The sequence below is a fragment of the Novosphingobium sp. genome (assembly GCF_039595395.1).
In the GTDB taxonomy this organism is placed as follows: Bacteria; Pseudomonadota; Alphaproteobacteria; order Sphingomonadales; family Sphingomonadaceae; genus Novosphingobium.
Window position 1 is genome coordinate 2,389,515 of the sequence record NZ_JBCNLP010000001.1, and the last position, 25,281, is coordinate 2,414,795.

Sequence of the window (25,281 nt, forward strand, 5' to 3'; positions counted from 1 at the left end):
CCTAGCTGGTCGTCGCCATCTTGCCGGTCAGGATCACCGGCCCGGTGGGCAGGCCGGTGGGCGAGCCGCCGACCGGCTCGACCGAGACGGCCAGAGTCACCCCCGCCGACAGCGCCGGAATGGCCGTTGCGGGCACCTTGCCCCAGCCCGGCGCGGCGGCGTTCATCACGCCCATCGAGCGTGGCTTGCCATCCGCCGGGATCACCCAGAGTTCGGGCACATGCGCGCCCAGTGCCAGACCGCTGGCGGCCGAGGTCATCCGCCCGCTGGCCGGATCGAAGCTGACGGTCACCAACCCCTGCTTGCCGGTCAGCACCGCGACCATCGGCGCGATGGGAGCCTGCGCCACGGGGACACGCACGATAACTTCCGTCGGCTTCTGCATAGCCACCACACCCAGCACCAGCGCCGCCGCGCAGGCCACCGCCGCGCCGCCCTGCCACCAGCGCAGGGTGGCGCGCGTCACCATCGCGTGTCCGGCATCATTGACGGGCAGCCGTACCTCGATGGCGCTCCACACCGAGGGGCGCGGGGCCTCACCGGCATCGTGGAACATCGCCGCCGCATAATCCTGCCAGCGGGCATGGGCCTGCGCGAAACCGGCGTCGGTGGTCAGGCGCGCCTCGGCGGCATGCTTGTCCGCGCCATCGATCAGACCGAAAGCCAGTTCGGCGGCCAGCAGTTCGTCATCCTCGGGCAGCATGGCGGCGCTCATGACAGGCACTCACGCAGCTTGAGCAGGGCCCGGCGAATGCGGCTCTTGACCGTGCCGAGCGGGGCGCTGGCTCTGGCGGCCAGATCGGCATAGGTCAGCCCCTCGAAAAAGGCGCGGCGGATGAGGCCGGCATCACCGCCGTCCAGCGTGCCCAGGCAATGGGCGAGGCGGCGTTCGTCCTGGCTGGCCTCGATCAGGCTGGCGGCGTCGGGCTCGGGGTCGGGCACCTCATCGGCCAGTTCAACCGGCGCGGTGGTGATCTTGCCCTTGGCGCGCAGGCGGTCGATCGCGCGGTTGCGCGTGAGGGTGATGAGCCATGTCATCGCGCTGCCGCGTGCGGCGTCGAATGACCCGGCCCGCTGCCACACCGAGAGATAGGCTTCCTGCAAGGCTTCCTCCGCTTCCTGCCTGACAGGCAAGATACGCAGGCACACGCCAAATAGCTTCACGCTGGTGCGGCGATAAATTTCCTCGAAAGCGCTGCGGTCGCCGGTCGCAACCTTCGCAAGCATCTGCGCGAGGGGGGAGCCGGCGCTGGCATGATCAACATCAGAATTCATCGGGTCCTTGCATCCATCATTGGCTTCGGGGCGTATATACCTTTTCAGGCAAGTTAGCTCAGCTATGGTACTTGGCAAGTGAACGTGAGGACATGGATGATCGTCAGGAAGCTCAATGCCATCAGATAGGTTCAGCGCAGCGCGGCATTTCGCAGCGATGGTGGCGATCACGGCCTTGGCGGCATGCTCTCCCTTGCGTTTGTTCAACACCATCATGCCTAAGGATGGCGGCGTGGTTCGTCTGGTTCATGATGAGTCTTTCGGATCTGACAAACGGCAAAAACTGGACGTCTACGCGCCGCAGGGGCAGCGAAGGCTGGCTTTGCCGATCATCATCTTTTTCTACGGTGGATCGTGGAATTCAGGCACCAGAAATGGCTACAGTTTCGTGGGAAGGGCGCTTGCTTCCTGCGGGTTTGTTGTGGCGATTCCCGATTACCGACTGGTTCCTGCCGTGCGCTATCCCGCATTTCTGCAGGACAACGCCGCCGCCGTGCATTGGGTGCGCCAGCACGGCGCTCAATGGGGCGGCGATCCTGACAGGATCGTTTTGGCCGGCCATTCGGCAGGCGCCTACAATGCCGCGATGCTGGCGCTCGATCCGCGCTGGCTGGGGGCGGATCGCGGTGCCATCAAAGGCTTGATCGGACTGGCGGGCCCTTATGATTTCCTGCCCTTCAGCGGGCCGATCGTGGAGCCGACCTTTGCGGGTGTGACCGATCCCGTCTCGACCCAGCCGGTGCATTATGCGCGGCGCGATGCGCCACCGGCCTTTCTGGCGACAGCGGACAAGGACAGGCTGGTTGAGCCCCGCAACAGTGATGCTCTGGCCCGCGCCCTGGGCAGACAAGGCGTGGTGGTCGAGCGCAAGAGTTACGCTCACGTCGGCCATATCGGCCTAGTAACAGCTATCGCCATACCGCTGCGTGGACATGCTTCCGTTCTTGAGGACATGGTCACTTTTGCCCATAAGGTCACTGGCTACGACAAGCAGGTAGCGCCTTAGAGTGCGGCGCATCATAGACATGCTTTCGCCAGGAGGGCTCATGCGTAAGAAGCATCTGATTTTCGGAGTTTTGGCTTCCTCTGTGTTTCTGGGGGGATGTGCGGCCATTCCGAAGCCAGGGCCTGTAGGGAATCGGGCGGTGCCACAGCCGGCAAAGTCCGTCGATGTCCCAAGGTATATGGGGTTGTGGTACGAGCAGTTCCGCTATGAGGCTTCCTTTGAGAAGGATATGGAGGAAGTTACAGCCCGTTATTCCCTGAATCCGGATGGTACAGTTAAGGTTGTGAACCGTGGGAAGACGGCAGGAGGTGCCGGTAACTGGAAGCAGTCCACAGGCAAGGCAAAAGTGGTCGATGGGGAGAGCAGTGCCAAGCTCAAGGTCTCTTTCTTTGGGCCGTTTTATGGCAATTACTGGGTCCTTGACCATGGAGATCATTATGAGTGGTCCATTGTGGGTGAGCCTTCCGGTCGCTATCTTTGGGTATTGACCCGCGAAAAGCACCCTGGGGCAGATTTGATGGCCGCGCTGCAGGCGCGAGTCAAGGCGCTTGGCTATGACTGGTCGCTGGTTAGAACTACGCGGCAATAGCAGGGGCGTTGCCAAATTGGAGGACTTGCCCCGCCCGAAGGGCAAAGGTCAGACCCACCTCCCCTTTTGTTCTGCGCGAACAGGATTATGTTGTCGTTCAGCACGATGTGCTCCAAAGGGAAGTCAGGGAGCCGGATCAAAAATCGAGGTGCGAGATTATAACAGTCTGAAAGGGTTTCGGCTCGAGATTGGCAACGGGACGTGATGGCATCGATCGGGCGAGAAAAATGCGCGAAATTCAATCAGTGAGTATTGATTTTGAGATGCTTTTAGCGCTCGCGCCCAACCCCTATATCGTGCTTGACAGTTCCTTGCGCATTGCCTGGATGAACGAAGCTTATTTGCGTGCGACGATGCGCCGGCGCGAGGATATTCTCGGACAACACATCTTCACAGCTTTCCCCAGCGATCCCTCCACGGAAAGTTACCGTTTGCTGAGCGAGTCCTTTGCTCGAGTTATTGATAGCCGACGGAGTGATGAAATTGCCTTGATACGCTATGACATCAGCAACGCCGATGGCACGATGGACGCCCGCTATTGGAGCGCGACCCATACCCCTATCCTCGATGCCCAAGGCCAGGTCGATTTCATTTTACAGCACACTGTCGATGTGACCGAGATCCAGTCATTGCGTCTGATGCGCGACGAAATGGGCGTGATCGAGAGGGCCAGCGCGGTCGAGGCCCGAAACCGGGATCTTGCTGAGGAGAGCAAGCAACTCAAAGCCCTGCTTGAAGAGGCGCCGGGTTTTGTCGCCGTGCTCGATGGCCCGCGCCATATGTTCCGCATGGCCAACCGCGCCTATCGCGATCTTGTCGGGCAAAGACATCTTGTCGGCCAAAGTGTTGCCGAGGCGCTGCCGGAGGTGGTCGAGCAAGGTTTCACCGCGCTGCTCGACCGCGTAATGAGCACCGGCCAAGCACATATAGCCCGGCGCGACAAGGTTGTCCTGCGCAACGGTCCAGACCGTGAGGAAGTGCGTTATCTCGATTTCATTTATCAGCCCATTGTCAGCAAAGCGGGCGAGATCTCCGGCATATTTGTTCAAGGCCACGATGTTACCGACCAGATTGAGGCTGAGGCACACCAACAGTTGCTGATCAATGAGCTCAATCATCGGGTCAAGAACACACTTGCGATCGTGCAGGGCCTGGCTTCACAGTCATTTCGCAGGGGGACTGTGCCAGAGGAGGGGCTGGTTGCGTTTTTTGCGCGGCTTTCAGCCTTGTCGGCCGCGCACAATTTGTTGACAAAGGGCAATTGGGAGGCAGCCAATCTTGCCGAGATGGTCCGCGCTGGCATTGGCGGCGTTGCCGGGGCAAATCCGGATAGGATTGGAATTGCCGGACCGAAGGTGCGCATCGCGGCCCAACTTGCGACCTCGATCGCGATGGTCATTCATGAATTGAGCACCAATGCGGTCAAATACGGTGCCTTGTCGCGTATCGATGGACGGGTGGATGTCCGCTGGAGCGTTCGAGCTGATGAGGGAGTGCAGCTTCTTGCATTCGAGTGGGCCGAGAGCGGTGGGCCGGAGGTTGAGGAACCTGTCCGACATGGCTTTGGCACGCGGTTGATCAAACGCGGGTTTGCCTCTGACTATCGATCCAGCGTGGATATTCAGTTCCGCAAGTCCGGTCTTTGCTGCCATTTCGTCACGGTGTTGGCAGGAGACATCGCTTGAGCATCGCTGGCCTACGTCTGCTTATCCTGGAGGACGAGCCGATCTTGGGGCTTGATCTTGAGGATATTATCGCCGAGGCGGGCGGGACTTCGATTTACGCCGAGCGCGTCGAGGAAGCGCTCGATCTCATCGCCGCAGAATCTTTCGACGCAGCAATCCTCGATGTGAATGTGCATGGTCGTACGAGCTATCCCGTCGCGGACCTTCTCCAGCGGCTGGGCCTGCCCTTCATTTTCGCTACCGGCTACGGGGATGCGCTTCATCCCGAAAACTTCGCAGGGGTTCCCACAGTGATCAAACCCTATGCGACCACCGATCTTGAAAGGGCGCTGGAACAAGAAATCCTCACCCGGAAATCTGATCCGCCACCGGCGGTCGGGTCTTAGCCAGGCTCGTGCCGGGCCAGGTTTGATACTGGTCATTCTTCTTGCTTCGGCGTTGCACCCGTTCTGCGACAGCGATCGGAACAATAGCGCACCTGGTCCCAATCACGCGCCCATTTCTTTCGCCATGCAAAAGGACGGTTGCAGGCAGCACAGAGCTTGGTGGGCAGGTCACCTTTGCGCACCATCCTAGGCATTGGTCACTGCCTCCTCAACCATCGCGCGCAAGGGCATCTGGGCCCGCATCCGCACCGCCAGCAGTGCCGTGCCGCTGATCTTGCGTTGGACGAACAGCGTATCGGCAGGCGGCACATGCCATGCACCGCGATCGACGACCATGTGGCGTGCCTGCTCGCGCAGCGTTTCGACAAAGCCACGGTCCGCGAAATCGATCAGGCCGGGCCGTCCCAAATGGTTCATGACGGTCTCGATCATTGCATCCAGCGCGAGCCCGTGACGGGCGAGCGCTGCCGGCGAGACAAAGCCGACCTCGATCAGCCGCGTTTTCAGGGCCGCGCGGTCTCCGGCCAGACCGGCATGCACCAGCCCGCGATAAGCCTGACGCGTGGCTTCGGGCACGGCGCGCGCCGCCCCGAAATCGAGCAAGACGATCCGATCCGTGTTGGCTTGCCAGCGGTAATTGGCGAAATTGGGGTCGGTTTGCATGAAGCCGAAGCTGAAAATCTCACGCAGCACCAGTCCCATTAGCGCTTGCATCGCCTTGTCGCGAGTCGCTTGCGGGGCGGTGGACAGAGAGTCGATCGGCGCCCCCTCCAGATAGTCCATGACCAGCACCCGCTCACCCGACAGGTCCGGTACGGCGCGTGGGACGATAAAATCATCATCTCCGGCCAGCATCTCTCCATAGCGGCGCATCTGCTCGGCTTCGCGCCAATAGTCCGCCTCCTCGCGCAATTGCTTTTTGGTTTCGGCCAGCAAGGGCCCCACGTCGAGCGTGTCGGGCAAAAGGCCGCTCATGCGCAGGAGCGTGGCCACACTATCAACATCGGCGTCGATGCTTTGCACAACTCCGGGGTACTGGACCTTGACCGCCACCACCCGCCCGTCGGGCAGCACCGCGCGATGCACTTGGCCGATGGATGCGGCAGCAATGGCCGTGCTGTCAAACCGGGCAAAACGCGCGCGCCAGTCGATTCCCCATTGCTCGGTCAGTACACGGTTCAACTGGTCAGGCGGCATCCTGTGCGCTCCTTCGCGCAGACGCGCGAGGATGGGGCCGAGTTCAGAGGGCATCATGTCCCCGGCGTCGAGCGAGATCATCTGGCCGAGCTTCATCGCGGCACCTCGCAGGCGCGAAAGCTGGTCGGTTAGCCTCACGGCATTAGCAGGTGTCAGGAGCAGGTCCGAGAGGTGCGGGCGCTCGCCGCGCGCGAGCCTGCGTGCCCCCTCGGCCAACATGCCCCCTGCCACCTCGCCCGCCAATTGACCAAAGCCGGCGAGGCGTGACAGGCGTGAGCCGGGAACCTTGCGATATCGCGTGTCGTTCATTCCAGTCCTTTGCGCTTGCCAAAGCATAATGCGCCAGAACGCGAGTTGGTTGCCTTGTAAACGCGCCTCAAGGATCGGGTTGACATGCCCCAGCGGATGCTTCTGCTTCGTCCCGTGCCAATGCGCAGGTCTTGGCAGGATTTCTGAACTGGATCTACCTTGCCGGCATTCTGAACTTTAGTGCTGCCTGAGACGGGGAGCAAAAGAAACGGGTCACGATCTGGCGCGCTGCCCGGCTCTGTATCTTATCCTGCCTCCTGCCACCCAACGAGCGATGCTGCGCGACTGGTGCTTGGCAATGACTATGGCTCATCCTCTTTTGAGATGCGCTGTGGAGACGCGGCGGCAGCGGCTTGGCTTTATTGCGGTGTGATGGGGTTAGGGATCAGCATCCATTCAATGACGGTGGGAATGGGTGAGTGTGGATTGACCGGCCTGCACATCCCGCTTCACCTGCCGCACCATTTTGGCGAGACGGTGAACCTCGTGAAGGCAGCCGGGATAGGGCAGAATTCACAACTGTCCTATCCCGGTCCGCTCAGAATTTGATCGACGGCGACGACACGTGCTTTTCGTGCTTGGGAAGTTCGACCACCAAGGCTTCGGAGGTGATCGGCAAGCTTGCGATCGAAGCGGCATCCTGCAATGCGGTGCGCACAACCTTGGCAGGGTCGATGGCGCCTGATTTCGCCAGGTCTTCATAGGTGCCGGTCACGGCATTGAAGCCCCGGTTGTAATCTTCGCTCTCCAGCAGTTTGCCAACGATATAAGCACCATCCTCCCCCGCATTCTCGGCAATCTGCCGAGCGGGAGCCCGTAGTGCGCGTCGCACGATGTCAATGCCAGACTGCTGGTCGTCATTGGCCGCCTTCAGGGCGTTGGCGATGAGAAGGCCACAATTGCCCTTTTCGAAGCGTCGCGCGGCTCGGTGGTCTCCATTTCAACGTCCCAGTTGGTCGAGGATGTCTGGTCGCGCAACATTATGTCGGTTTCGCGCGGACCGGGCTCGGGCTTCATCTGGGATAACTCCGGGCATGTCGTGACAAATTTTTATGTGATCCAGGGCGCCTTGGATGCGACCATTTGCCCGGCCGATGGGAGCAAGTTTCGTGCCTCGCTGGTGGAAGTCAGCCCGGAGCATGACATTGCCGTCTTCAAGATCGGCGTTGGATTTCAGGCGCCCAATCCGATCCCCGTGGTCACCAGCGCCGATCTGAAGTTCGGGCAAAAAGTCTTTGCAACCAGAAATCCCTTCGGGCTCGACTGGACTTTGATCACCGGCATCGTGTCCGCGTTGGACCGCACATTGCCAGATGGGAACGGTGGTACAGGGATCGAGCATCTGATCCAGACCGACGCGGCCATCAATCCGAGTAATTCGGGCGGCCCGCTGCTCTTTTGAGCGGAGGGCTGATCGGCATGAACACCATGATCTACAGCCAGTCGGGCGCCTCTGCCGGTATCGGCTTGTGGTGCCTGTGGATACTGTCATGCGCCTCGATCCAAAGATTATTCGCTATGGAAGCCCGGGCAGCGCGGTGGCGCAATGAGCCAGAACGAGTTGCCCTGTTGGGCATGTTGCCTATTTGCTGCGTTTTTGTGTCTATGAGGCTGATCGAAGCGGCCTGATGACCAAAAGACGGCCCAAACGGAAGTTAATCAGGCGAGCGATGTGATCGATCGTGACGGGAACCGTTGATATGAACCTTGCCTTGAAAGCAAATTCCTTCCGCACGCAACCCGACGAACGCGGCCATTTCGGCAAGTTTGGCGGGCGCTATGTCGCCGAAACGCTGATGCCGTTGATTCTCGACCTCGAGGCCGAGTACAAGCGCGCCAAGGTCGACCCTGCCTTCAAGGCGGAATTGGACGATCTGCTTGAACATTATGTCGGCCGGCCCAGCCCGCTCTATTTCGCGCCGCGGCTGACAGAGGAACTTGGCGGCGCGCAGATCTGGTTCAAGCGCGAGGAGTTGAACCACACCGGCGCCCACAAGATCAACAATTGCATAGGCCAGATCCTGCTGGCCATCCGCATGGGCAAGACGCACATCATCGCGGAAACGGGCGCGGGCCAGCATGGCGTGGCAACGGCCACGGTCTGCGCGCGTTTTGGTCTGCCCTGCACCATCTTCATGGGGGCAACCGACGTGGCGCGCCAACAGCCCAACGTCTTCCGCATGAAGCTGTTGGGCGCGGAAGTGGTGCCGGTGACCAGCGGCGCGGCCACGCTGAAAGACGCCATGAACGAAGCGCTGCGCCATTGGGTCGCCAATGTGCATGACACGTTCTACATCATCGGCACGGCGGCGGGCCCGCATCCCTATCCCGAACTGGTCCGCGATTTTCAAAGCGTGATCGGCAAGGAAGCGCGTGCGCAGATGCTGGCCCGCACCGGGCGTCTGCCCGATCTGCTGATCGCGGCGGTGGGCGGGGGCAGCAATGCCATCGGCCTTTTTCACCCCTTCCTCGATGATGCCGGCGTGCAGATGATCGGCGTTGAGGCGGGCGGTCACGGCGTGGACACCGCCCAACATGCCGCCAGCCTGACGGGCGGCGTGCCGGGCATTCTGCATGGCAACAAGACCTATCTGCTGCAGGACGAGGACGGCCAGATCACCGAGGCCCATTCAATCAGCGCTGGCCTCGATTATCCCGGCATTGGCCCTGAGCATTCGTGGCTGCATGAAATCGGGCGGGTGAAATATCTGCCGATCAACGATGACGAGGCTTTGCAGGCGTTTCAGGATTGCTGTCGCCTCGAAGGCATTATCCCCGCTCTGGAAAGCGCGCATGCGCTGGCGGCGCTGCCCAAGATAGCCAGGCAGTTCGGCAAGGATCAGATGATCCTGGTCAACGTGTCGGGGCGCGGCGACAAGGACATCTTCACCGTCGCAGACAGACTGGGCGCTGATTTGTGATAAAAGCCAGCGTATTGGATCAAGACGCTCAGGCCGTCGACACCAAGGCCATATCTGGCCTTTGTGTTTGGTATGACGGTGCTTGTCCCTTGTGCCTGCGCGAGATAGCGCTGATGCAACGTTGGGACAGCGACCAGCGCATCGCTTTTGTCGATCTGGCCGATCCGATGCAAGCCTGTCCGCTAGATCGGGGAGTGATGCTGGAACGTCTCCACGCACGCGAAAACGGCATTATGCTCGACGGAGCAGCAGCCTTTGCTGCCATGTGGCGTGCCATACCCCGATTGCGCTGGGTCGGCGAACTGGCTCGCCGTCGCGCGATCCTTTGGGTCCTGGAACGGGTTTATCGAGGCTTTTTGCTGATACGGCCCGCCTTGCAAGGCATTGTGCGTTGAGCGCCGCGGTGGTCTTTGGCGCCGGTGGTGGTGTCGGCGGTGCCTTGGCGGACCATTTGGCAGCTTCGGGGCGCTATACGCCGGTTTATGTGGGCGCGCGCCGCCCTCTGCCTCCTGGCCCCCACCAGATCCCTTTCGTGTATGACTTGACCGATGAAGATAGTATCTTCAAAGCGGCCTCGGATATCGAAACTCCACCCGCCCTGGTGCTGGTAGCCAGTGGCATGCTGCATGACAAATCTCGCTCGATCACACCGGAAAAGACCTTGCGAGCCATTCAGCCTGAAGCCATGGCGCGGCTCTTTTCGGTGAACACGATCGGTCCGGCGCTGATCGCCAAACATATGTTGCGCAAATTTCCAAGAGACAGGCCGGCAGTCTTCGCGGTTCTATCGGCCCGTGTCGGCTCGATCGGAGACAACCGGCTGGGGGGTTGGCATGGCTATCGCGCCAGCAAAGCCGCGCTGAACATGCTGATCGTCAATTTTGCCATCGAAATGCGGCGAACCCATCCCTTGGCGGTGGTTGTCGCGCTCCATCCGGGCACAGTGGAAAGCGGCCTGTCCGAACCGTTTCATGCAGGCGTGAAGCCGTGGAAGTTGTTTTCGCCGGACACCGCTGCCACGCATCTGCTCGACGTTATCGACCGGCTGGTGCCTGATGACAGTGGCGGCTTCTTTGCATGGGACGGAACGCGCCTTCCATGGTGAACTTAATTCAAGACTCATGGCGACGCCGGGGCCATTGGACCTAGAAGCGGACGATGACAGGCTTTTGGTGAATGAATTGTCCGCTCTCCAGATCGCTGACGATGCTCTCGGCCACGTCGGCGCGGGCCACGATGCCGTTGCGCCATGTTTCTGGGCGGACCAGCACCTTTGCCCGCCCACTGATATCCCAATGGGTGAGTACTCCGGGCCGCCACAGCGTCCACGCCAGATCGCTGTCACAGATCAGGCGCTCCTGAAGGCTCTTGTCATCATAGGCCCGGCCAAACAGCAATCGAAACGGCAAACGTTGCAAAGGGGAGATAGCGGCCTGGCTGTCGCCGGCCCCAAAGCCCGTCACGGCGGAAAGACGTTGAGGGCCAAGCCTTTGCATGGCATCGATAAGAATGGCGCTGGCTTGGGAAAACAGGGTGACGGGCCTGAACAAATCGCCCAGCCCCACACCCAGCGCCTGCACAACGGCGTCGATACCCTCGAGCGCCCTTTCGACATCGGCGGGTGAGAGAGCATTGCCTGTCATGCCTGAGAACATGGGATGGTCAATTGTGCTGGTGCTCCGCGAGAAAGCGCGCACTTTGTGGCCTCGGTCCAGTGCCGCTTTTGCCGTTGCCATGCCGATCCCGCGAGAGGCGCCCATGACCAAAATATGCATCACTTATTCCTCTTCGCCATAGCCTAATGGCGCATCTGCGCCATTCTTGGCGGGGGGCAAAGATGATCTTGGGGACAGGGATGATCTAGAGCCCGGCCAGAAAAGCATCGGCCTGCGCCAGCACATCCTGCTGATGATCAGGTGGAAATGTTTCCCATACGCGCACCATATGCGCCATGCGGGGATTACCGCGCAGCCTTGGCGCATGGGTGGCAACAAAACGCCAATACAGGACATTGAACGGGCAGGCCCCCGGCCCAACCCGCGCCTTGACGTTGTAGGCACAGGCCCCGCAATAATCGCTCATCCGGTTGATGTAGGCGCCGCTTGCGGCATAGGGTTTGCTGGCCAGCAGTCCGCCGTCGGCAAACTGGCTCATCCCGATCGTGTTGGGCAACTCAACCCATTCGTAGGCATCGGCATAAACCGCCAGATACCATTCATGCAGCGCATGGGGATTGACACCGGCCAGCAGGGCGAAATTGCCCGTCACCATCAGCCGCTGGATGTGGTGGGCATAGGCTTCCTTGTGGGTCTGGGTGATGCAGGCCCGCAGACAGGCCATGGATGTCTCGCCGGTCCAGTAGAACCAGGGCAGGGGGCGCTCGGCCGCCAATGCGTTCCTGCGCGCATACTCTGGCCCCTGCCACCAATAGATGCAGCGCACAAATTCGCGCCAGCCGATCACCTGCCGGATGAAGCCTTCCGCGCTGTTGATCGGCACGCGGCCAGAGCGCCATTCCGCCTCGACGGCGTGGCACATGTCCAGCGGGTCGAGCAGGCCCAGATTGAGATAGACCGAGACCACCGCATGACACAGGAAACCGTGCCCGCCGAGCATGGCGTCCTGATAGCGGCCAAAATCGCGCAGGCCATGGCGCAAGAAATGGGTGAAGGCGGCCTGGGCGCCGGATCGGGTGGTGGCAAACCAGAACGGCTCGATACCGCCGAAATGATCGGGAAAGCGCCGTTTCACCAGATTGAGCACCTCGCGGGTGGCGGTATCGGGGGCGGTCCGCAAAGGCTCGGGCAGTCCCAAAGGCCCCGGTGGCGGCGAACGGTTGTCAGCATCGAAATTCCATTTGCCCTCGGCAGGTCGGTCGCCGTCCATCAAGAGGCCGGTCTTGCGCCGCATCAGCCGATAGAAATGCTCCATGCGCAAGGTCTTGCGGGCCTCGGCCCAGCGGACAAAGCCCTGGCGATCGGCAAGATAGCGCGTATCGGGCAACAACTCGGCCCAGGCGCTCATGTCCTCCATCAACCGCCATTCGCCCGGCTCGGTGGCCAGGATGTTGGTGGCCCCATGTCGAGCCAAGGCTCTGTGCGCCTCGCCATACAGGCTGCCGGTATTGTCCGGATCATCGAGCCTGACATAATCGACCATCCAGCCAAGATTGCTCAATTCCTCGGCAAAATGGCGCATGGCCGCCAGAACCAAGACGATCTTCTTTTTGTGATGGCGGACATAGGTTGTTTCGGCGGTAACCTCGGCCATCAGGACGACATCGCGGGCAGGATCGGCCGCACGCAACGAAGAGATGGAAGGCGACAACTGGTCGCCCAGGATGAGGATGAGACGTTTCATGACAAGCTGCTATCCGCACGCGACGCGGCTGCAAGCCTGACTTTTGGGGCAGGATGGCCTTAAAATCCTGCCTCGATCGCCAGCCGTACCGCATCGGCAGCGGTGCGAACGCCCAGGGCCTGGAACATGGCGGCGCGGTGCATTTTGATCGTGCGCTCCGACAGGCCCAGTTCGTAGGCGATCTGCTTGTTCAGGCGTCCGCGCGCCATAGCCAGAAGTACGGCACGCTGACGTGGCGTCAGGCGTTCGACCTTTTCGCGCGCAACGCTGGCCTGCGTGCCGCCGGCATCCTCATTGATCTCCATCTGGGAGCCGAGGAAATATTCGAGCTTTCCTTCGCCATCGAACAAGGGGGCCACCATCACTGCATTGCGAAAGGGAGCTCCGTTTTTCTTGTAGTTCAGGATCTCGACCATCACCGGGCGGTGTTCACGGATGCCTTCGCGCAACGCTTCGATCAACTCCGGCTCGGAATCCGGCCCGGTCAGGAAGCGGCAGTTGCGACCAATGACCTCGTCATGGGTGTAGCCAGTCAGGGTCTCGAAAGCGCTGTTGCATGCGATAATCGGATTGTCGGGCAAACGTGGATCGCTGATGACTGCTGCCACCAGACTTCCTTTGATCATATCGGAAACAGCCATAGGCCCCTGTAGATTCCTTCCGGCAAGGCTACGATCAGCTTCACCCTCGTTACCTATACCCCTTTAGTCATGTTGTGAGCAATGGCCCCCTGTCTAGACAGGCAGCAGTCACATCATGCCATGCCGCGTTTCACGCGCTGTCGGGAGCCATCTGATGAATTATATGACCGCTGTCGATTGTTGCGACACACTGGAGCAGGACGACCATGACATGGCCGAGCCTGCCAACGCACGCCCGGATGTTCCCCAAAACGTGCAGGACGCGATTGCGACCTTGATCCGGTGGGCGGGTGATGACCCGACGCGTGAGGGTTTGGTCGATACGCCTTCGCGTGTGGCGCGGGCATGGCGCGAATATTGCCAGGGTTACGGTGAAGATCCGGCGGTCCATCTGGCGCGTCAATTCGAGGAGGTGGGCGGGTACAATGAAATCGTCCTGCTCAAAGGCATTCCCTTTCAGTCTCACTGCGAGCACCACATGGCCCCGATCAACGGCACCGCCAGCATCGCCTATCTGCCGCGTAATAAGGTGGTAGGCATTTCCAAGCTGGCACGTGTGCTGCATGGCTTTGCCCGCCGCCTTCAGATCCAGGAACGCCTCACCGCGCAAGTGGCTCAATGCATCTGGGACGAGCTTCAACCGCTTGGCGTGGCGGTGGTAATCGAGGCCCAGCATGGCTGCATGACCGGGCGCGGCGTGCGCACACCCGGCGTTGGCATGGTGACCAGCCGGATGATGGGGACCTTCCTGGAGGATCCGCGCGCGCGCAAGGAAGTCCTGGCGCTCATGGGTTATTGAGGGGGGCCGCGGTGAAAATCGTCATCATCGGCGCCGGCTTGGCGGGGCTGGCCTGTGCGCAAGCGCTCAAGCAAAATGGGCACACGCCCACTTTGTTCGACAAGGGCCGGGGGCTTGGCGGCCGAATGTCCACGCGGCGCGCCCAGTTGTCGTCTGGCACCGTGACATTTGACCATGGCGCCCCCTTCATAGCAGCTCAAGACGCTGGCTTTAACGCCGAGCTTGAGCGCTGGCGCGAGGAGGGGCTCGTTGCACCCTGGCCTATGGAGTATGGCAAAGCCTGGGTCGGCACACCAACCATGAATGCCCCTATTACGCATTTGGCGAAAGATCACGACATACGCCTTTCCAGCCACGTGATGGGGCTTTTGCGCGACGGTACCCGGTGGTTGGTGCTGTTGAATGACGGCAGCCTGCATGGGCCGTATGACGCCGCGATCATTGCAGTCCCGGCCGAGCAGGCCGCCGCCTTTCTGGGAATGCATGACCTTGTCATGGCTTCACACACTGTTGCTGCAAGGTCAAAGCCTCGCTGGACGGCGATGATTGCCTATGCAGACAAAATGCCCATCTCTCAGGATGTGATCTGCGACTGTGAGCCGGTGGCTTTTGCCGCGCGCAACAGCGCTAAGCCCGGGCGTTCAGATAGAGAGGCATGGGTGGTCCACGCCAATCCCGAATGGTCGATGACCCATCTCGAGTCGGAGCCCGAGCCGGTGGCCAATGCGCTGCGCGAATGGCTGGGCCAGCAGGCGGGCGATGCGGCTCTGCCCGATTGCATTCACCTCACAGCGCACCGCTGGCGCTATGCCTTGCCGCAGCATTCCCGATTGGGGGCCCTGTGGAACGCGGGTCTGCGCCTGGGAGCTTGTGGCGACTGGCTCTTGGGCCCCACGGTTGAAGATGCTTGGCTCTCTGGCCGGCAATTGGCCCAGAAAATAGGAACCTGAAGATCCGCCTTACGCGCTTGCCCGTATACATGAAATCCTTCGACCAAGTATAAGGCACTGCTGCAAGCCGAGCTTCGATTGCGTGTGGCTTGTCTCAGTCGCTTCGTATCCGCGTATTGCCCGGCGCCACAGCTTGCCGCGTATCACCAGATATCGGCCATCGGGCGTTACTGAGTCTGGTGGTTTGCATTTTGCCAGATCTAGCTTTTTGTCACGGCGGTTGCCGGAGTGCGTCGGGGCCTAATGCCGTCCCTTTGATCCGCGGACCCGAGTTGTGAGCGATCCTTGATGACGCCGCCGCAGGACACGTTTCGCCCCGGCGTGGCCATGCCAGGCCGAATCGCCGGCCTCAAGCTTCGTCCGCAGCGTTTCATTGCCTTGGGCGGTGGCGACCGACAGCGCGCTGTTTCCGGCTGCGTCCTGTTGGTGGGGATCCGCGCCGCAAGCCGAAAAAATTTACCCACGATCTCGCCATGGCTGAGCAAGGCCGCCATCATCAGAGCGGTCTGCCCGGCCTCGTTCTACGCATGGGGATTGGCGCCGGCGGCCAGCAAACGCCGCGTGACACTGGCGTGTCCCTTCAACGTCACACCCATCAGCGCCGTCTTGCAACTTCCCGTTTCGCCCTGATCGATTGCAGTGGCAGGATCCATCAGCAGCGCCGCTGTCCTGCCATGGTCCTGAAAGGTAGCCATGATCAACGCCCTTGGCTTTTGGCATCGGTGGCACCGATTTCGGCGCTGGCCTTCATTAGCGCGGGGATGACATCCTTCCGCCAGCGCCGCGCGGGATCGAACAGCAAGTCCTGGATCCGCTCGGAAAAGGGAAGGGGAATGTCATTCTCGGTCATTGTCATCATTTCCTGGCGACGAGGACGCAGGCAACCAAGGCCCCGAAGCTGAAGCCAAGAGACACGTCGATGTTGCGATGTGTTATCGTTAATGAATTGGCGCCGCCCCTGATGCTGGCGTGTTGAGACTGTATGCCGACAGGAGCGCCCTCAGAGCCTTCCGGGCAATAAAGACCAGTATGTGTTGATTGCCACTGAGATGTGACCCGGGGAGCTGATAAGTTTCCACTGAGAATTGACCCATGTTTCCCTCCCCTCCGGCTGTCAGTCGGAGGGTCTCGGAGTGATCGACATGGACTTACTCAGTGTGATCCGCCGATGGCATTTTCGGCAGGATATCCCCATTCGGGAGATCAAGCGACGGACCGGCCTGTCGCGCAACACCATCCGCAAATATCTGCGTTCCGATACGGTGGAGCCCAGTTTCAAGGTGCCGGTGCGCCCCAGCAAGCTCGATCCCTTCGCCGAGAAGCTGACGGCGTGGCTGCGGGTGGAATCCAAGAAATCCCGCAAGCAGAAGCGGACCGCCAAGCAGTTGTATGTCGACCTTGTGAAGCTGGGGTACGAAGGCTCGTATAACCGGGTGGCTGCCTTTGCCCGGCGATGGCGGAGCGATCTTCAGTATGAACAGCAAACCAGCGGGCGCGGGACATTCGTGCCGTTGGTTTTCCAACCCGGCGAGGCCTTCCAGTTCGACTGGAGCGAGGATTATGCCGTGCTGGACGGCAAGGTGACCAAGCTGCAGGTTGCCCATACCAAGCTGGCCCACAGCCGCGCCTTTATCGTGCGGGCCTACTTGCTCCAAACCCATGAGATGCTGTTTGACGCGCTGACGCAGGCCTTTCGGGTGCTGGGCGGCGTGCCCCAGCGCGGGATCTTCGACAATATGAGGACCGCCGTCGACAAGATCGGGACGGGCAAGGCGCGACAGGTCAACGCCAGGTTCGCCGCCATGGCCAGCCATTACCTGTTCGAGACTGATTTCTGCAATCCAGCGTCAGGCTGGGAGAAGGGGCAGGTCGAGAAGAACGTGCAGGATGCCCGGCGGCGGTTGTGGCAGCCGATGCCCAGCTTTGGGGATTTGGCGGCGCTGAACGCCTGGCTGGAAGAACGATGTATCGCGCAATGGGGCGAGATCCAGCACGGCCTTATGCCCGGCACCGTGGCTGATGTGCATGCTGAGGAAGCCTCCTGTCTGATGCCGCTGGGCAGGCCCTTCGATGGCTTTGTCGAACAGACCAAGCGCGTGTCGCCCACTTGCCTGATCGCCTTCGAGCGCAACCGTTACAGCGTGCCCGCTTCCTTTGCGAACCGGCCAGTCAGCCTGCGGGTCTATCCCGATCGCCTGGTCATCGCCGCCGAGGGCCAGATCGTGTGCGAGCACGTCCGGCTCATCGACCGTTCCCACCACAAACCCGGTCGCACGATCTATGACTGGCGGCATTATCTGGCGGTGGTCCAGCGCAAACCCGGTGCCCTGCGCAATGGTGCGCCCTTCCTGGACATGCCTGAAGCCTTCCGGCACTTGCAGAGCCACCTCCTCAAGCGCTCCGGCGGAGACAGGGAAATGGTGGAGATCCTGTCCCTGGTGCTGCACCACGACGAGCAGGCGGTCCTGAGTGCGGTCGAGCTGGCCTTGGAAGCTGGTGTCGCCACCAAGACCCACATTCTCAACGTGTTGCACCGACTGATTGACGGCAAGGCACCTCCGGCATCGCCCATTGATGCGCCTCAGGCCTTGCGCCTGACGCAGGAGCCCAAGGCCAATGTCGATCGCTATGATATGCTCAGGGAGATCCGCCATGCGTCATGACCCCGCCAGCGCCGCAGTCGTCGTCATGCTGCGCGGCCTCAAGATGTTCGGCATGGCTCAGGCCGCAGGCGAACTGATCGAGCAGGGCGCGCCTGCCTTCGATACTGCCGTGCCGATGCTGGCCCAATTGCTCAAGGCAGAGATGGCTGAGCGGGAGGTCAGGTCCATCTCCTATCAGATCAAGGCCGCCCGCTTCCCGGCTTACAAGGATCTGGCCGGCTACGACTTTGCTGCCAGCGAGATCAACGAGGCACTCGTGCGCCAGCTTCACCAGGGCGACTTCATGGAAAACGCCGACAATGTCGTGCTGATCGGCGGCCCGGGCACGGGTAAAAGCCATATCGCCACGGCGCTGGGCGTTCAGGCTGTCGAGCATCACCGCAAGAAGGTGCGCTTCTACTCCACGGTCGATCTGGTCAACGCGCTGGAGCAGGAGAAGACAGCCAACCGGACCGGCCAACTGGCGGAACGCCTGCTGCGCCTCGATCTGCTTATCCTCGACGAGTTGGGCTATCTGCCCTTCAGCCCATCAGGAGGGGCCATGCTCTTCCATCTGCTGAGCAAGTTATACGAGCGCACCAGTGTCGTGATCACCACCAACCTGAGCTTCAGCGAATGGTCCGGCGTGTTCGGCGACGCCAAGATGACCACCGCGCTGCTCGACCGGCTCACTCATCACTGCCACATCCTGGAAACTGGAAACGACAGCTTCCGCTTCCGCGCCAGCACCGCTGCGCCCAAAGCCAAAAAGGAGAAGCCGGCATCTTGAACCTGCCCGCCAGAGGCAGCACATAACCCACACCCACCCGGGTCAATTCTCAATGGAAACCCCGGGTCACATCTCAGTGGCAATCAACAGCGGGCGCAGCAAAGCGGAGAGGACGCGCGCAGCATTGCTTTCCTGAAACGGTTCACGGTTTTCAATGTCGCGCAATGCGAGGGTCTGCGTGAAGGGCTGTTCGGCGATCCCGAGCCTTTGCCCGAGCGGGAGATCGTTCCGGTCGCCGAAGAGGTCATCGCCGCATCGGGCATCCCCTTCCGCATCGGTGGGGCCAAGGCTTATTACGTCCCCTCGCAGGATTATGTGCAGGTGCCGCCCCAACCGGCCTTTTTCGAGCAGGTGAATTACTACCGAACGGCGCTTCACGAATTGACCCACGGCAGTGGCCACCCTTCGCGGCTGGATCGTAAAATCCTGAATCCTTTCGGTTCCAAGGACTATGCCCGCGAGGAACTCGTCGCGGAAATGGGCGCTGCCTTCCTTTGCGCCGCGCTCGGCATCGAGCCCACTGTCCGCCATGCCGATTACCTCGGCTCATGGCTCGAGGTGCTGCGCGAGGACAATCGGGCGATCTTCCGCGCCGCCAGTCAGGCCAGCAAGGCCGCCGATTGGCTGCTGTCGCGCCATGCGGAATTCAGGGCGGCGCGCGATGGCGAGACGACCACCGGCGAGGGGAGGGCGGCGGCATGATCCTCCTTCCTGAAAACATCCGCGTTGCGCTGCTGGTCAACCATGCCCGCCATATTGCCGCGCAGCGCGATGGCCAGCCCGATCCTGATCCCAGCCCGTTGCTCAAACTCTTCAACCCCTGCGGCAGCGCGACATGGCTGGCGACCGAGCTGGACGAGGATGGCGATACTTTGTTCGGGATGGCCGATCTGGGCTTTGGGTGCCCCGAATTGGGTTCGTTCAGCCTGTCGGAGATTGCGGCGGTACGTCTGCCCTTCAACCTGCGGATCGAGCGCGATCTGCATTTCTTCACACGGCATCCGATGTCGGTCTGGGCGCAGACCGCCCTCGATCTGGGCTCCATCAGTCAGGCTGCAATGGCTCTGCTGCTGATCAATCCATGATCTGAATGTCGCTGATCTGGACGTCGCTGATCTGAATGTCGCTGCACCGGCAGCATGTCCCCCTTGCCGTGGCCTGATTGGAAGCAGGCGCGGCCAGACGCCGGGCGGGCGTCTCCCGCCCATCAAAAGCCGGTCCGTCAATCTTTGGAAGGGTCTGACGGACCGGCACCTCGTGAAAGGCAAGGACCATGAAACTCGACTTTATCGATCTTGGCAAGCTCTCTGTCAGCAACGCCAATATGCGCTTTTCCAAAAAGGCGCCTGATGTGACCGACATTCTGCCCACCATGCGCCGCCATGGTGTCATCGTTCCGGTGCTGGTGCGCCAGAACGGGAGCCCCGAAACCTTCGAGATCGTCGCAGGCGCGCGGCGCTTTCATGCCGCCAGCCTCCTCGCTGACGAACGCCGCGCGGCGGGGCAGGAGGTTGATCCCATGCCCTGCGCCATTCTCGAAAGCGGGGATAATGCCGATGCCATCGAGGCCTCGCTGATCGAGAACAGCGCGCGGCTTGACCCCGATGAGGTGACCCGCTGGGAGTGCTTCACCCGGCTGGTGCGCGAGGGGCGCGGGGTGGATGATCTTTCCACCACCTTCGGCCTGCCCGAACTCGCCGTGCGGCGCATTCTGGCGCTGGGCAATCTGCTGCCCCGCATCCGCGAGGCCTACCGGCGCAAGGAGGTGGACGCCACCACGGTGCGCCATCTCACCATGGCGAGCAAGAACCAGCAAAAGGCGTGGCTGGCTCTCTTCGATGACCCCGACCATTATTGCCCGACCGGCTACCAGCTCAAACAATGGCTGTTTGGCGGCCAGTCGATCCCTGTCGCCCATGCCCTGTTCGACACCGGCGACATGAAAGGCATTGTCTCCGACCTGTTCGGGGAGGACAGCTATTTTGCCGATGCCGAGGCCTTCTGGGCCGGGCAGAATGCCGCCATCGAGATGCGCCGTGCCGCCTATCTCGAGGAGGGCTGGAGCGATGTGGTGATCGTTCCGCCCGCCGATCATTTCAACCATTGGGAGCATGCCAAAGCCCCCAAGCGCAAGGGCGGGCGCGTCTATATCGAGGTGCGCGGCAATGGCGAGGTGAACTTCCATGAGGGCTATGTCACCCGCAAGGAGGCGCAGCGCATCGAGCGCGGCGAGACGGTGAGCGCAACGCCGAAGGTCCAGAGGGCCGAAATCACCGGACCGATGCAATGCTATATCGATCTGCATCGCCATGCCGCCTTGCGCGCCGCGCTGATCGATCATGGCGGGCTCGCTCTGCGCCTCATGGTCGCCCACGTCATCGCCGGTTCCTCGCTCTGGACCGTCAACATCGAAAAGCAGACGACCCGCAACGATGCCATCGCCGAGAGCATCGAGAACAGCCGGGGCGAGGCCACCTTCGATGCCGCGCGGCGCAAGGTTCTGGCGCTGCTGTCCCTCGATCCCGATGAGCCGACCGTGACCGGCGCGGGCAATGGTATGGGAAGCGCCTTGCCGGTGATCTTTCTGCGCCTGATGGCGATGGACGATGAAGCGTTGCTGTCGATCGTCGCCGTGGTGATGGACGAGACGCTGGCCTCGGGCAGCACCATCATCGAGACGGTGGGCCTGCATATCGGCCTCGATATGGCGACTTACTGGCAGGCCGATGATGCCTTCTTCGAGTTGATGCGCGATCGCGAGGTCCTCGCCTGCATGGTGGGCGAGGTGGCCGGTGCCACCGTCGCCCATGCCAATGCGGGCGAAAAGGCCAAGGTGCTCAAAACCATCATCCGCGATCATCTCGAGGGCGCGGATGGCCGCGAGAAGCGCGATGGCTGGGTGCCCGGCTGGATGGCCTTCCCGCCGAGCGCCTATACCACGCGCGGCGGCGTTGGCACGGTGGATAGGATGGCCCTGCACGTCAGCGCCTTTGAATCCGCGATGGAGCCCGATCACGATGAAGACGCCGGGGAGCCCGGCGACGGCACCAGTGACGATGATGGCGGCGAGGGTGGCAGCGCCGAGGATGGTGGCGTCCCGCAGGCCGCCTGATGCGTGGCGGGATGGTGCCTGACGGTGCCATCCCGCCGTTCACCGGGCGGGCTGACTCTTCCAGATGATGGGCCGGGCCGCGCGCTCCCTTCGGTCCCGCGCGGCCCGGCCTCTTTCCCTGCCTCGAGCGACCCTGCGCGGGTATGTGAGGATCGAACGAGGTCGCGCCGCAGATGAGAACTGTTGATCCATGCTCTGAAATCGGGCGCCGCCCGTTCCCATAAAGGATCGTGCGGCGCCTCTTCTTGACTGAAAGCCGCCAGATTTGACGCAGAACACTATCGGCTCTAGTCCTTGCCTCCCTCATCTGCATGAGGACAATCATGGCCGAGAACAATATCGACAGCGTTGCTGAATTCATTGCTCTTGCCGGCGAGATCACCATCGCCTGGCTGCAAAATACCAATGTCCACGCTGGCGGTCAGGATGTCCCAGCCTTCCTCAAATCGGTGCATACGGCAATCGCCGAGCTGACCACGCAAGCTCCTGTGGAACTCGAGGCATCGAGCTATGAACCGGCGGCGCCCATCCGCTCCTCGGTGAAGCCCGGTTATCTCGTCAGCCTGATCGACGGGAAGAAATACCGCACGCTCAAGCGCCATCTCTCGGCCCATGGGCTGACACCGGATGAGTATCGCGCACGCTATGGCCTGAAATCCGACTACCCCATGGTGGCGGCGGAATTCGCGACACTGCGCCGGGACATCGCGTCCAGGATCCGTCGAGGCCGCAAGGAAACCGCCCCCGAGGAGACGGGCCTCAAGGACGCTGGCCCCAAGGCGGCTGCGCCGCAGCGGAGCCATGGCGCAAGCGAGGTGAAAAAGCAGGGTGCGGCGGCCAAGAAGGCGCCGGGCAAGGGTAGAGCGACGGCGACGTCCCCGCGCGGCCCGTCCAAAGCGAAGTCGGCTGTGCCGGTCGCATCGGGCGAGGCACCCGCTGTCGTGATCGCGCCGGTCAAGGAAGAAGCCGCCGCATCCGCTAACCCCAAGCAGGCCGTGCGCAAGGCGGTTGCGACGAAGCCGGTTGCCGAGCCGGTTGCTAAAGCCACCCCACCTGCCGATGGCCAGACTGCAAGGAAGCAGCCTGCGGAAGCCCTGGTGAAGACGAGACGTGCAGCCTCGCCGAAAAAGGCGGTCGCGAAGGGCGCGCCTCTCGCCAAGGCCGGGAGCGCGAAAGCCGCTGCGAAGGAGCTGGCCGCGGTGGTTCCTGAAACGGCGGCATCTGAAGGCTGATTTCAGGACCAAGGGTTTCAGGGGCGAGAGCCCAAAGACCAGGCCTCAGAGACAAGGCCTCAGGGATAAGACCAGGACGGCGGCGCCCGTCCTCCCTCCCCCTTTCCCAGGGGGAGGGCGGGCGACATGTCCTGTGGACTGTGAAGAACCGTGGTCCGGCTGCTTGGCGTGGACGGCCCCGGCTTGCATAAGCCAGTCATGCCAGCGCGATTCCACCAGACCAGAGGCGCCACCGCCTTGTGCAGCTCGCTCTTTACGCAGCGAGAAGGGGGAGGCCGGCTTTTGCCGTTCCGGGCCGGCGCCCGCAAGCGGGCCGGTATTATCGGCGGCAGCGAGATCGAGGTGTTGCGTGTCGTCTGATCTTAGCCTTTCATCGAACCGTCCGTCGCTTCGGCCTCGTCGGCCGGAGACGCGCTGGACAAAAGGTGGAACCGTTCGCGCCGACCCATAGACTGTTCGTCCAATGAGCGATGGCTGGAGCAGGCTGGTCAGCTTGCCCGCCAACGGCGGCTGACGCTCGGTGAGGGCGCGTCGGCGCCCCGGGACAGGCTCATTGAAATCCTCTGGCTCGTCTCGCGCAGCATCCGCGCGACCGGTGATCTGGCTGCCGCACGCCGCCACGATCCATCCTTTCTGACCTGCGCCCGCATGATCGCAACCAATCTTGGTCTGCACCATGTGACGGCCGCCTTCTCGGGGAGCGAGGCGGGGCTCGAACGGCAGTTTTTCGACCTGTTTGATGCCATGTGCGGCGAATTACGCGGGCCGGCGCTGCCCGGTTGAGGGCCAGGGCATTTGCCGGGACATCCCTGCCGCATCGACAGTCGGGCACCGGCCTGCCCGGCCCGACGGGGCATGGAGGTGGCGAGCCCTCTGTGCCTTGAGCATCCCTCAGGCTCGGGAAAGGTGCGCGCCGATCGTCGGTTGGGGAGCTGCGAGGTGTGCTTTCCCGCGCCCGGACGCAGCGCAGTGGTCCGGTTCAGCGGTACCGGCCGGCTCATGACCGGCGAGACCGGGGCGTCAGGCGCTCGTCGACTTCAACGTTGGAATGTGTTTTGTTCTCGTTGCAGAAAGGTCGTTGCCCAGGCCCTGATGCCAATCTCAGGCGCCGCGCCGCGAGCAGGGATGGTTCATCCATCTTGCCCCGGAACCGCCTGCCGAGCGGGCGATGGCCTGGGGCAGCCACGATCCCGCGAAACCATCGCCGCCCACTGATTTCCCCGTCTGCGGGACAAGCCCACAGCCTCCTCGCGGGACAAATCAGCGCGCGGCTCTGGTCCTCCACTGGCGTTGCGGCCTGACGGTTCACGGGCCAGTTGCGGCTGCCCCCTTGGCACGCCCATCGCCCGGAAGCGGTTTCCGAAAGGCGATAAGAAGGAGATGAACAATGCCCGCAATCGGTTATGTGCAGCGCTTGAAGGATGGCAGCTTCAAGGGCCAGATCCGCACCCTCTCGGTCAGCGCCGATATCACCATCATCCCCAATCGCGGGAAGACCGGAGAGCAGCCCGACTATCGGGTTCTGGCTGGCAGTGTCGAGTTGGGCGGTGGCTGGATCCGCACCGGCGAGGTCTCGGGCCGGGAATATGTCCGCCTCGCCATGTCCGCCCCCGAATTCGGAGCGCGTACCCTCTACGCCAATCTGGGCCGGGCTGCCGGTCAGGATGACGAGGACAGCTACGCCCTCCTCTGGAACCCCGGGGACTGAGGGGCGGGCCGCTCCCCCGCGAGCCTCGCGGGGGAGCATCGGCCACGGCGAAAGGCGACGACCCGACCCGGGCCGCCGGCTTTCGCTGCGTTCAGCCGTTGAGCTTGTCCTTCACCGCCTTGGCAGGCGTGAAGGCCAGCTTCTTCGAGGCCGCGATCTGCATCGCTTCGCCCGTGGCCGGGTTGCGGCCCTCGCGCGCGGCGCTTTCCTTGACCTTGAATTTGCCGAAGCCGTTCAGGGCGATTTCCTCGCCCTGTGCGGCAGCGTCGGTGATCGCGGCAAAGACGGCATCGACGATCTTGCGTGCGTCGGCCTTGGTCAGGCCATGCGCGCCAGACAGGCTCTCGGCCAGGTCGCTGTTGTTCATCGGATCAGTCTCCATTCGTGATGAAAGGTGGCGCTTCTAGCCGCCTAAAGGTTTCCCGTCCATGACAGCTGCTTCGGCTTGAGCGCCACGCTCACGCTGCAATCGCAGCGCTCAACCCACCAGGTGGGTGAAGGCGAGACGCGAAGAGGTCACCCGCTGTCGACAGGGACGAAGGATTTTCTGTCCACGGTCGTGCCATGATCCGGCGCCGTGCGCACCGCGTCAAGGACGATGATTAGGTTACATCCTCGAATAGTGTCCTGTCTGTCCCCTCGGCACCGGGCTCGTGCTATAGGCAGCTGCGCCCGCAGG

General features: G+C 61.9%; 26 protein-coding genes and 3 pseudogenes. 19 read left to right on the forward strand and 10 right to left on the reverse strand.

Going from position 1 to position 25,281, the window contains the following annotated elements:
* Position 1 precedes the first annotated feature (1 nt).
* The gene (locus tag ABDW49_RS11070) at positions 2-715 is read right to left on the reverse strand and encodes an anti-sigma factor (RefSeq protein WP_343611922.1); all 714 of its coding nucleotides are present in this window, start codon (positions 713-715) and stop codon (positions 2-4) included.
* A complete protein-coding gene (locus ABDW49_RS11075; RefSeq protein WP_343611924.1) occupies positions 712-1,275 on the reverse strand; it encodes a sigma-70 family RNA polymerase sigma factor in 564 nt (187 codons plus the stop codon). The genes ABDW49_RS11070 and ABDW49_RS11075 overlap by 4 nt, the downstream gene beginning before the upstream one ends.
* Before the next feature lie 232 nt (positions 1,276-1,507).
* On the opposite strand from ABDW49_RS11075, the gene ABDW49_RS11080 reads away from it, so the two are divergent.
* The 4 genes from ABDW49_RS11080 to ABDW49_RS11095 all read left to right on the forward strand — a co-directional run bounded on the left by ABDW49_RS11080 (position 1,508) and on the right by ABDW49_RS11095 (position 4,941).
* Positions 1,508-2,281 carry an alpha/beta hydrolase gene (locus tag ABDW49_RS11080; RefSeq protein WP_343611925.1) on the forward strand — a complete coding sequence of 258 codons (774 nt, stop codon included), beginning with the start codon at positions 1,508-1,510 and terminating at the stop codon, positions 2,279-2,281.
* 40 nt (positions 2,282-2,321) lie between these two features.
* Positions 2,322-2,870, forward strand: coding sequence for a lipocalin family protein (locus tag ABDW49_RS11085; protein ID WP_343611926.1), 549 nt, complete (start codon positions 2,322-2,324; stop codon positions 2,868-2,870).
* A gap of 227 nt (positions 2,871-3,097) precedes the next feature.
* Positions 3,098-4,555 carry an HWE histidine kinase domain-containing protein gene (locus ABDW49_RS11090; RefSeq protein WP_343611928.1) on the forward strand — a complete coding sequence of 486 codons (1,458 nt, stop codon included), beginning with the start codon at positions 3,098-3,100 and terminating at the stop codon, positions 4,553-4,555.
* On the forward strand, positions 4,552-4,941 hold the full coding sequence (locus ABDW49_RS11095) for a response regulator (RefSeq protein WP_343611929.1): 390 nt from the start codon (positions 4,552-4,554) through the stop codon (positions 4,939-4,941). The genes ABDW49_RS11090 and ABDW49_RS11095 overlap by 4 nt, the downstream gene beginning before the upstream one ends.
* A gap of 32 nt (positions 4,942-4,973) precedes the next feature.
* On the opposite strand, the gene ABDW49_RS11100 is transcribed toward ABDW49_RS11095, so the two are convergent.
* The 3 genes and pseudogenes from ABDW49_RS11100 to ABDW49_RS11110 form a co-directional block, all read right to left on the reverse strand.
* Positions 4,974-5,135 carry a DUF2256 domain-containing protein gene (locus ABDW49_RS11100; protein WP_343611931.1) on the reverse strand — a complete coding sequence of 54 codons (162 nt, stop codon included), beginning with the start codon at positions 5,133-5,135 and terminating at the stop codon, positions 4,974-4,976.
* A complete protein-coding gene (locus tag ABDW49_RS11105) occupies positions 5,128-6,447 on the reverse strand; it encodes an AarF/ABC1/UbiB kinase family protein (RefSeq protein ID WP_343611934.1) in 1,320 nt (439 codons plus the stop codon). Before ABDW49_RS11105 ends, ABDW49_RS11100 begins: the two co-directional genes overlap by 8 nt.
* A 538-nt stretch (positions 6,448-6,985) precedes the next feature.
* Positions 6,986-7,327: pseudogene (locus ABDW49_RS11110) on the reverse strand (TCP-1/cpn60 chaperonin family protein); the annotation flags it as partial.
* A 3-nt stretch (positions 7,328-7,330) separates the two neighbouring features.
* Here ABDW49_RS11110 and ABDW49_RS11115 point away from each other — a divergent pair.
* The 4 genes and pseudogenes from ABDW49_RS11115 to ABDW49_RS11130 all read left to right on the forward strand — a co-directional run.
* Positions 7,331-7,970, forward strand: a pseudogene (locus tag ABDW49_RS11115) (trypsin-like peptidase domain-containing protein); the annotation flags it as partial.
* Between the two features lie 177 nt (positions 7,971-8,147).
* On the forward strand, positions 8,148-9,368 hold the full coding sequence (trpB, locus tag ABDW49_RS11120) for a tryptophan synthase subunit beta (protein WP_343611936.1): 1,221 nt from the start codon (positions 8,148-8,150) through the stop codon (positions 9,366-9,368).
* Positions 9,365-9,763: a DUF393 domain-containing protein gene (locus ABDW49_RS11125; protein ID WP_343611937.1), complete on the forward strand. Its 399-nt coding sequence runs from the start codon at positions 9,365-9,367 to the stop codon at positions 9,761-9,763. Before trpB ends, ABDW49_RS11125 begins: the two co-directional genes overlap by 4 nt.
* Positions 9,760-10,473, forward strand: a complete 714-nt coding sequence (locus tag ABDW49_RS11130; RefSeq protein ID WP_343611938.1) for an SDR family NAD(P)-dependent oxidoreductase — start codon at positions 9,760-9,762, stop codon at positions 10,471-10,473. The genes ABDW49_RS11125 and ABDW49_RS11130 overlap by 4 nt, the downstream gene beginning before the upstream one ends.
* A 40-nt stretch (positions 10,474-10,513) precedes the next feature.
* On the opposite strand, the gene ABDW49_RS11135 is transcribed toward ABDW49_RS11130, so the two are convergent.
* The 3 genes from ABDW49_RS11135 to ABDW49_RS11145 form a co-directional block, all read right to left on the reverse strand.
* The gene (locus ABDW49_RS11135; RefSeq protein ID WP_343611939.1) at positions 10,514-11,143 is read right to left on the reverse strand and encodes an NAD(P)-binding oxidoreductase; all 630 of its coding nucleotides are present in this window, start codon (positions 11,141-11,143) and stop codon (positions 10,514-10,516) included.
* Between the two features lie 85 nt (positions 11,144-11,228).
* Positions 11,229-12,728 (reverse strand): cryptochrome/photolyase family protein, encoded by a 1,500-nt coding sequence (locus ABDW49_RS11140; RefSeq protein ID WP_343611942.1) that lies wholly within the window; start codon positions 12,726-12,728, stop codon positions 11,229-11,231.
* A 59-nt stretch (positions 12,729-12,787) separates the two neighbouring features.
* Positions 12,788-13,369: a PAS domain-containing protein gene (locus tag ABDW49_RS11145; protein WP_343611944.1), complete on the reverse strand. Its 582-nt coding sequence runs from the start codon at positions 13,367-13,369 to the stop codon at positions 12,788-12,790.
* Positions 13,370-13,580: 211 nt separating this feature from the next.
* Here ABDW49_RS11145 and folE point away from each other — a divergent pair, with 211 nt between their 5' ends.
* The 3 genes from folE (at position 13,581) to ABDW49_RS11160 (ending at position 15,748) form a co-directional block, all read left to right on the forward strand.
* Positions 13,581-14,168 (forward strand): GTP cyclohydrolase I FolE, encoded by a 588-nt coding sequence (folE, locus tag ABDW49_RS11150; RefSeq protein WP_343614247.1) that lies wholly within the window; start codon positions 13,581-13,583, stop codon positions 14,166-14,168.
* Positions 14,169-14,179: 11 nt separating this feature from the next.
* On the forward strand, positions 14,180-15,118 hold the full coding sequence (locus ABDW49_RS11155; RefSeq protein ID WP_343611945.1) for an FAD-dependent oxidoreductase: 939 nt from the start codon (positions 14,180-14,182) through the stop codon (positions 15,116-15,118).
* 288 nt (positions 15,119-15,406) lie between these two features.
* The gene (locus ABDW49_RS11160) at positions 15,407-15,748 is read left to right on the forward strand and encodes a hypothetical protein (RefSeq protein WP_343611946.1); all 342 of its coding nucleotides are present in this window, start codon (positions 15,407-15,409) and stop codon (positions 15,746-15,748) included.
* Between the two features lie 67 nt (positions 15,749-15,815).
* Here the strand turns inward: ABDW49_RS11160 and ABDW49_RS11165 are convergent, their stop codons facing one another.
* Complete coding sequence (locus tag ABDW49_RS11165) at positions 15,816-15,968, reverse strand: hypothetical protein (protein ID WP_343611947.1); 153 nt, start codon at positions 15,966-15,968, stop codon at positions 15,816-15,818.
* A 292-nt stretch (positions 15,969-16,260) separates the two neighbouring features.
* Between ABDW49_RS11165 and istA the strand changes: the two genes are divergently transcribed.
* The 8 genes and pseudogenes from istA to ABDW49_RS11205 all read left to right on the forward strand — a co-directional run bounded on the left by istA (position 16,261) and on the right by ABDW49_RS11205 (position 24,602).
* Complete coding sequence (gene istA, locus ABDW49_RS11170) at positions 16,261-17,781, forward strand: IS21 family transposase (RefSeq protein WP_343608774.1); 1,521 nt, start codon at positions 16,261-16,263, stop codon at positions 17,779-17,781.
* A complete protein-coding gene (gene istB / locus ABDW49_RS11175; protein ID WP_343608772.1) occupies positions 17,771-18,550 on the forward strand; it encodes an IS21-like element helper ATPase IstB in 780 nt (259 codons plus the stop codon). Before istA ends, istB begins: the two co-directional genes overlap by 11 nt.
* An 84-nt stretch (positions 18,551-18,634) precedes the next feature.
* Positions 18,635-19,252: pseudogene (locus ABDW49_RS11180) on the forward strand (zincin-like metallopeptidase domain-containing protein); the annotation flags it as partial.
* Complete coding sequence (locus ABDW49_RS11185; RefSeq protein ID WP_343611948.1) at positions 19,249-19,635, forward strand: DUF2958 domain-containing protein; 387 nt, start codon at positions 19,249-19,251, stop codon at positions 19,633-19,635. The pseudogene ABDW49_RS11180 and the gene ABDW49_RS11185, both read left to right, overlap by 4 nt.
* A gap of 188 nt (positions 19,636-19,823) precedes the next feature.
* A complete protein-coding gene (locus ABDW49_RS11190) occupies positions 19,824-21,662 on the forward strand; it encodes a ParB N-terminal domain-containing protein (protein WP_343611949.1) in 1,839 nt (612 codons plus the stop codon).
* A gap of 323 nt (positions 21,663-21,985) precedes the next feature.
* Entirely contained in the window at positions 21,986-22,894 is a 909-nt protein-coding gene (locus ABDW49_RS11195) for a MucR family transcriptional regulator (RefSeq protein ID WP_343611950.1), read from the forward strand.
* A 648-nt stretch (positions 22,895-23,542) separates the two neighbouring features.
* Positions 23,543-23,677, forward strand: coding sequence for a hypothetical protein (locus tag ABDW49_RS11200; protein WP_343611951.1), 135 nt, complete (start codon positions 23,543-23,545; stop codon positions 23,675-23,677).
* A 604-nt stretch (positions 23,678-24,281) separates the two neighbouring features.
* On the forward strand, positions 24,282-24,602 hold the full coding sequence (locus tag ABDW49_RS11205) for a DUF736 family protein (RefSeq protein ID WP_343611952.1): 321 nt from the start codon (positions 24,282-24,284) through the stop codon (positions 24,600-24,602).
* A gap of 91 nt (positions 24,603-24,693) precedes the next feature.
* Here the strand turns inward: ABDW49_RS11205 and ABDW49_RS11210 are convergent, their stop codons facing one another.
* Entirely contained in the window at positions 24,694-24,969 is a 276-nt protein-coding gene (locus ABDW49_RS11210; protein ID WP_343611953.1) for an HU family DNA-binding protein, read from the reverse strand.
* Positions 24,970-25,281 lie beyond the last annotated feature (312 nt).

Bases quoted from the DNA above. Each gene is read 5' to 3' on its own strand.
- ABDW49_RS11105 (WP_343611934.1), bottom strand. From the start codon at position 6,447: ATGAACGACACGCGATATCGCAAGGTTCCCGGCTCACGCCTGTCACGC.
- ABDW49_RS11210 (WP_343611953.1), bottom strand. From the start codon at position 24,969: ATGAACAACAGCGACCTGGCCGAGAGCCTGTCTGGCGCGCATGGCCTG.
- ABDW49_RS11075 (WP_343611924.1), bottom strand. From the start codon at position 1,275: ATGAATTCTGATGTTGATCATGCCAGCGCCGGCTCCCCCCTCGCGCAG.
- ABDW49_RS11205 (WP_343611952.1), top strand. From the start codon at position 24,282: ATGCCCGCAATCGGTTATGTGCAGCGCTTGAAGGATGGCAGCTTCAAG.
- ABDW49_RS11190 (WP_343611949.1), top strand. From the start codon at position 19,824: ATGAAACTCGACTTTATCGATCTTGGCAAGCTCTCTGTCAGCAACGCC.
- ABDW49_RS11135 (WP_343611939.1), bottom strand. From the start codon at position 11,143: ATGCATATTTTGGTCATGGGCGCCTCTCGCGGGATCGGCATGGCAACG.
- ABDW49_RS11140 (WP_343611942.1), bottom strand. From the start codon at position 12,728: ATGAAACGTCTCATCCTCATCCTGGGCGACCAGTTGTCGCCTTCCATC.
- folE (WP_343614247.1), top strand. From the start codon at position 13,581: ATGGCCGAGCCTGCCAACGCACGCCCGGATGTTCCCCAAAACGTGCAG.
- ABDW49_RS11195 (WP_343611950.1), top strand. From the start codon at position 21,986: ATGGCCGAGAACAATATCGACAGCGTTGCTGAATTCATTGCTCTTGCC.
- ABDW49_RS11185 (WP_343611948.1), top strand. From the start codon at position 19,249: ATGATCCTCCTTCCTGAAAACATCCGCGTTGCGCTGCTGGTCAACCAT.
- trpB (WP_343611936.1), top strand. From the start codon at position 8,148: ATGAACCTTGCCTTGAAAGCAAATTCCTTCCGCACGCAACCCGACGAA.
- ABDW49_RS11070 (WP_343611922.1), bottom strand. From the start codon at position 715: ATGAGCGCCGCCATGCTGCCCGAGGATGACGAACTGCTGGCCGCCGAA.
- istB (WP_343608772.1), top strand. From the start codon at position 17,771: ATGCGTCATGACCCCGCCAGCGCCGCAGTCGTCGTCATGCTGCGCGGC.
- ABDW49_RS11090 (WP_343611928.1), top strand. From the start codon at position 3,098: ATGCGCGAAATTCAATCAGTGAGTATTGATTTTGAGATGCTTTTAGCG.
- ABDW49_RS11085 (WP_343611926.1), top strand. From the start codon at position 2,322: ATGCGTAAGAAGCATCTGATTTTCGGAGTTTTGGCTTCCTCTGTGTTT.
- ABDW49_RS11145 (WP_343611944.1), bottom strand. From the start codon at position 13,369: ATGGCTGTTTCCGATATGATCAAAGGAAGTCTGGTGGCAGCAGTCATC.
- ABDW49_RS11160 (WP_343611946.1), top strand. From the start codon at position 15,407: ATGACGCCGCCGCAGGACACGTTTCGCCCCGGCGTGGCCATGCCAGGC.
- istA (WP_343608774.1), top strand. From the start codon at position 16,261: ATGGACTTACTCAGTGTGATCCGCCGATGGCATTTTCGGCAGGATATC.
- ABDW49_RS11200 (WP_343611951.1), top strand. From the start codon at position 23,543: ATGATCGCAACCAATCTTGGTCTGCACCATGTGACGGCCGCCTTCTCG.
- ABDW49_RS11100 (WP_343611931.1), bottom strand. From the start codon at position 5,135: ATGCCTAGGATGGTGCGCAAAGGTGACCTGCCCACCAAGCTCTGTGCT.
- ABDW49_RS11165 (WP_343611947.1), bottom strand. From the start codon at position 15,968: ATGACCGAGAATGACATTCCCCTTCCCTTTTCCGAGCGGATCCAGGAC.